The following is a 4,580-nucleotide window of genomic DNA, read 5'->3' on the forward strand; positions in this document are numbered from 1 at the left end:
CGTTGGAGTGAACGATGAATACAACCATCAAACGTATCGATCCGCGCCGGCCGTTCGTCATCACGGCGGCGGGACTGAAGCGCATCACGCTGGGCGCGGAGCACGTGGCGGGCGCATCGTATGACGATGCGTTGCAGACGGGCGCGCACGGTCACACGGCCGCCAAAGGGCTGCGTACGACGCAGGCGCCGCAGCACACGCTGCTCGTCGTCGCGCACAGCGATCGCGGTGGTCTCGACGATCACGCGCGTCAGGCGCTGGCCGCTGCCGCATTGATCGCGGACGCGGCGACGCAAGTCGCGCTGCTGGTGCTCGGCGAACTGAAGGACGACGCAGCCGCGCTCGGCGCGGACAAGGTGATCGAACTGCCGTCGTTCGACCGCCGCGCGTTTGCGCCGGAGCGCGAAGTGCAGGCCGTGGCCGCCTGCATCGCGCAGCTCTCGCCCAGTCATATCCTGATGCCCGACAACGCGACAGGCGACGGCGATCTCGGTCGCCGTTACGCCGCGCTCGCGGGCGCCAGCATCGCGACGCACGTGGTGCAGATCGACGCGAAGGCTGTGTCGACGTATGCGCAGGCGAAGAAGGCCTACGCGACGCGTGCGCTGCCCGACGTGATTCTGCTCGCAGCGGGCGCGGTCGATACGCGCCTGCCGTTCGTCGGCGCTGGCGAGCGCATCGAGATGCCGGCGCTTGCGCAAACGGATAACGCATCGAATAGCGCGTACCGCGACCTCGGCATCGAGGAGATCGACGCCGCGCAGGTCGCGCTCGAAGAAGCGGACTTCATCGTATCGGCGGGCAACGGTGTCAACGACGTCGCCACGTTCGAAAAGCTCGCGAGCACGTTCGGCGCGGCAATCGGCGCGAGCCGCGTCGCCGTCGACAACGGCATGTTCACGCGCGACAAGCAGATCGGCGCGACGGGCAAGACGGTCGAGGCCAGCGTCTATATCGCGTTCGGCATTTCGGGCGCGGTGCAGCACCTGCAGGGCATCAAGGATTGCCGCCATGTGATCGCGGTGAACCTGGACGGCAGCGCGCCCATCGTCAAGCGCGCGAACCTCACGATCATCGGCGATACGCAAGCGACCATTGCGTCGCTGATCGACGAGATCGATCGTGCGCGGGCCGCGCGTTCCGCTGCCGGCGCGCCCGCTATGAAGCCTATCGTCGAAGGAGTTGCGGCATGAACGGCAAGCTCGAAAAAATCGCGGTGCTCGTGTCGGTCGGCAAGCATCCTGTGAGCGGCGTCGCGCGCTATAGCCGCAACGATGCCGCCGCGCTCGAAATCGGCCGTCAACTGTCTGGCCAGCACGCCGCGCATCTGGACGTGCTGCATGCGGGCGATCCGGGTAATCCCGCACTCGAAGAATATCTGGCGCTGGGCGCCGAGCGCGTCGAAGTGCTGACGTGCGGCGACAACGACGATGCCGTGAGCGCGCTCGCCGCCCGCCTGAAGGGCTACGACCTCGTGCTGACGGGCACGTGCGCGGAGGGCGCGTTCGATAGCGGCATGCTGCCTTACCGGCTCGCGGACGCGCTCGCGTATCCGCTCGTCGGCACGGCTGTCGATGTGACGGTGGCGGGCGGCCGCACGACCGTGCGGCAATTCTTGCCGAAAGGCGTGCGTCGTCGCGTGGATGTCGCGTTGCCCGCTGTCGTTGCCGTGCATCCGCTTGCGACCGTCACGCCGCGCTACGCGTACGCGCGGCTGCGCGCGGGCACGATCCAGCCGCAGCGCGCGCAGGCGGGCGCCGACGCGGAAGCCGTGCAATGGACGCTGTCGCCCGTCACCCGTAAACCGGTGCGCCTCGCGGCCGCCGAGAAGCGCTCGGGCCATGCCCGCATGCTGTCCGCGACGACGACGGAAAGTCGTGGCGGAAGCGTCGTAATTGAAGGGACTTCGGTCGAAAAAGCACAAGTGATACTCGGCTATTTGCGCGAGCATCAACTCATCGATTACTGATTTGCGCCGCACCACACGGCCTCGCACCCCGGAGCACACATGAAAGTATCGGCAGACATTCGCGCGCTGGTCGATCGGCGCAAGAAGGGTTACAGCCTCGAAGCACCGTTCTATCTGAGCGACGAAATCTTTGCGCTCGATATGGACGCGATCTTCCGCCAGCACTGGATTCAGGTGGCCGTCGAGCCGGATGTTCCCGAGCCGGGCGACTACGTCACCGTCGAGCTCGGCAACGACTCGATCCTGATCGTGCGCGACGACGACATGCAGGTGCGCGCGTTCCATAACGTGTGCCGCCATCGCGGCGCGCGCCTGTGCAACGAGGACAAGGGTTCCGTCGGCAATATCGTTTGCCCGTACCACAGCTGGACGTACAGCCTGACGGGCGACCTGATGTTCGCGGAACACATGGGCGAGCAGTTCGACCGCTGCAAGCACAGCCTGAAGAGCGTGCACGTCGAGAACCTCGCGGGTCTGATCTTCGTGTGCCTCGCCGAGAAGCCGCCCGTCGATTTCGCAGTGATGCGCGCGGCGATGGAGCCGTATCTGCTGCCGCACGATCTGCCGAACTGCAAGATCGCCGCGCAGATCGACATCATCGAAAAGGGCAACTGGAAGCTCACGATGGAGAACAATCGCGAGTGCTACCACTGCGTCGCGAACCATCCCGAGCTGACCATTTCTCTCTACGAGTACGGCTTCGGCTATCAGCGCTCGCCCGCCAACGCCGAGGGCATGGATGCGTTCGAGCGCACCTGCATCGAGCGCGCGAAGCAGTGGGAAGAATTGAATCTGCCTTCTTTGGAAATCGACCGTCTGCTGGACGTGACGGGTTTCCGCACGCAGCGCTTGCCGCTCGATCGCAGCGGCGAATCGCAGACGCTCGATGCGAAGGTCGCGTCGAAGATGCTGCTCGGCGAATTCGATCAGGCGGACCTGGGTGGCCTGTCGTTCTGGACGCAGCCGAATTCTTGGCATCACTTCATGAGCGATCACATCGTGACGTTCTCGGTGATTCCGCTGTCGGCGGGCGAGACGCTCGTGCGCACGAAGTGGCTCGTGCACAAGGATGCGCAAGAGGGCGTCGATTACGACGTGAAGAATCTCACGGCCGTGTGGAACGCGACCAACGACCAGGACCGCGCGCTCGTCGAGTTCTCGCAGCGCGGCGCGTCGAGCAGCGCGTATGAGCCGGGTCCGTATTCGCCGTACACGGAAGGGCTCGTCGAGAAGTTCAGCGACTGGTATGTGCAGCGCCTCGCCGCGCACATCGATGATTCCGCTTCGGAACAGCGCACGATCAACATCAAGGCCGTCTAAGGCATTGAACCGCGCTTTGAAGAAAACCAACGGGATGCCTGGCGGCAAGTGGAGCAAGCAATGATGCGCGATGCAGCAACCTTCGAACCGGCCGAAAGCCGCGTGACGAAGCCTGAATTCTGGAGCGCGTTGCCGGCGCGCTGGACGAGCGATGTCGAGGAAACGCTCGTCTGCTGCCAGGTTCGCCAGGAAACGCACGATGTGAAGAGCTTTTTCTTCCGTTCGCCGGAAGGCCGTGCGTTCATGTTCGAGCCGGGGCAGTTCATCACGCTCGAACTCGATATCGAAGGCGAGACGATCAACCGCTGCTACACGATTTCGTCTTCGCCGACGCGCCCGCACACCATTTCGATCACCGTGAAGCGCGTGCCGGGCGGCAAGGTGTCGAACTGGCTGCACGACAACCTGCGCGCGGGCGCGCGCGTGCGCGTACTCGGACCGGCGGGCGAGTTCACGTGCGCGCGGCATCCGGCGCGCAAGTATTTGTTCCTGTCGGCGGGCTCGGGCATCACGCCGTTGATGTCGATGAGTCGCGCGCATCACGAGCTGAGCGAAGACCGCGACATCGTGTTTGTGCACAGCGCGCGCACGCCCGACGACATCATTTTCTCGCGCGAACTCGATCTGATCGCGGCGAATCAGGCCAATTTCAGAACGTCGTTCGTCTGCGAACGACTCGGCAACCGCACGAACTGGCCAGGCATCACCGGCTTTCTGACGCTGCCGCTGCTCAAGCTGATCGCACCGGACTTCATGGAGCGCGAGATTTTCACGTGCGGCCCCGCGCCGTACATGAAGGCCGTGCGCGATCTGCTCGACGACGCGGGCTTTGATCGCAAGCAGTATCACGAAGAGAGCTTCTCGTTCGAAACGCTGATCGAAAGCGAGCCGGACGTCGCGGCGGAAGTACTCGAAGCGGAAGGGAAAGCGGGCGCGAATGGACGGGACGGAACGGCGAATGGCACGCAGACTTTCTCGGTGAGCTTCTCGCGCAGCAACCGTACGATCGAGTGCGCTTCGTCACAGCATGTGCTCGACGCCGCGCGCCAGTCGGGCGTGCGTCTGCCTGCATCGTGCACGCAGGGCATGTGCGGCACGTGCAAGGTGAAGCTCGTGTCGGGGCAGGTGGACATGAAGCACAACGGAGGCATCCGCCAGCGTGAAATCGATCAGGGGATGGTGCTGCTGTGTTGCAGCAAGCCGTTGAGTGATCTCATTGTGGATAAGTAGTTTTTTTGTCTGCGACGCTTTTTTGGTGTGTTTGCCTTTGCGATGGCATCCGCGATGCGCC

Annotated in this window: 4 protein-coding genes; all 4 read left to right on the forward strand. The window is 64.1% G+C overall.

Going from position 1 to position 4,580, the window contains the following annotated elements; all coding sequences use genetic code 11:
* Positions 1 to 14: 14 nt before the first annotated feature.
* The 4 genes from BN2476_RS44020 to BN2476_RS44035 are packed head-to-tail and all read left to right on the forward strand — an operon-like array spanning position 15 to position 4,519.
* Complete coding sequence (locus BN2476_RS44020; RefSeq protein WP_087740366.1) at positions 15 to 1,193, forward strand: electron transfer flavoprotein subunit alpha/FixB family protein; 1,179 nt, start codon at positions 15 to 17, stop codon at positions 1,191 to 1,193.
* On the forward strand, positions 1,190 to 1,969 hold the full coding sequence (locus BN2476_RS44025) for a drug:proton antiporter (protein ID WP_087740367.1): 780 nt from the start codon (positions 1,190 to 1,192) through the stop codon (positions 1,967 to 1,969). The genes BN2476_RS44020 and BN2476_RS44025 overlap by 4 nt, the downstream gene beginning before the upstream one ends.
* Positions 1,970 to 2,008: 39 nt before the next feature.
* On the forward strand, positions 2,009 to 3,289 hold the full coding sequence (locus tag BN2476_RS44030; protein ID WP_087740368.1) for an aromatic ring-hydroxylating oxygenase subunit alpha: 1,281 nt from the start codon (positions 2,009 to 2,011) through the stop codon (positions 3,287 to 3,289).
* A gap of 60 nt (positions 3,290 to 3,349) precedes the next feature.
* On the forward strand, positions 3,350 to 4,519 hold the full coding sequence (locus BN2476_RS44035) for an FAD-binding oxidoreductase (protein WP_087740369.1): 1,170 nt from the start codon (positions 3,350 to 3,352) through the stop codon (positions 4,517 to 4,519).
* Positions 4,520 to 4,580: the final 61 nt, after the last annotated feature.

It is taken from the genome of Paraburkholderia piptadeniae, assembly GCF_900007165.1.
GTDB lineage: Bacteria > Pseudomonadota > Gammaproteobacteria > Burkholderiales > Burkholderiaceae > Paraburkholderia > Paraburkholderia piptadeniae.

What these genes read in the sequence shown, in the direction of transcription:
- BN2476_RS44020 (WP_087740366.1), top strand. Translation starts at nt 15, where the DNA reads ATGAATACAACCATCAAACGTATCGATCCGCGCCGGCCGTTCGTCATC.
- BN2476_RS44025 (WP_087740367.1), top strand. Translation starts at nt 1,190, where the DNA reads ATGAACGGCAAGCTCGAAAAAATCGCGGTGCTCGTGTCGGTCGGCAAG.
- BN2476_RS44035 (WP_087740369.1), top strand. Translation starts at nt 3,350, where the DNA reads ATGATGCGCGATGCAGCAACCTTCGAACCGGCCGAAAGCCGCGTGACG.
- BN2476_RS44030 (WP_087740368.1), top strand. Translation starts at nt 2,009, where the DNA reads ATGAAAGTATCGGCAGACATTCGCGCGCTGGTCGATCGGCGCAAGAAG.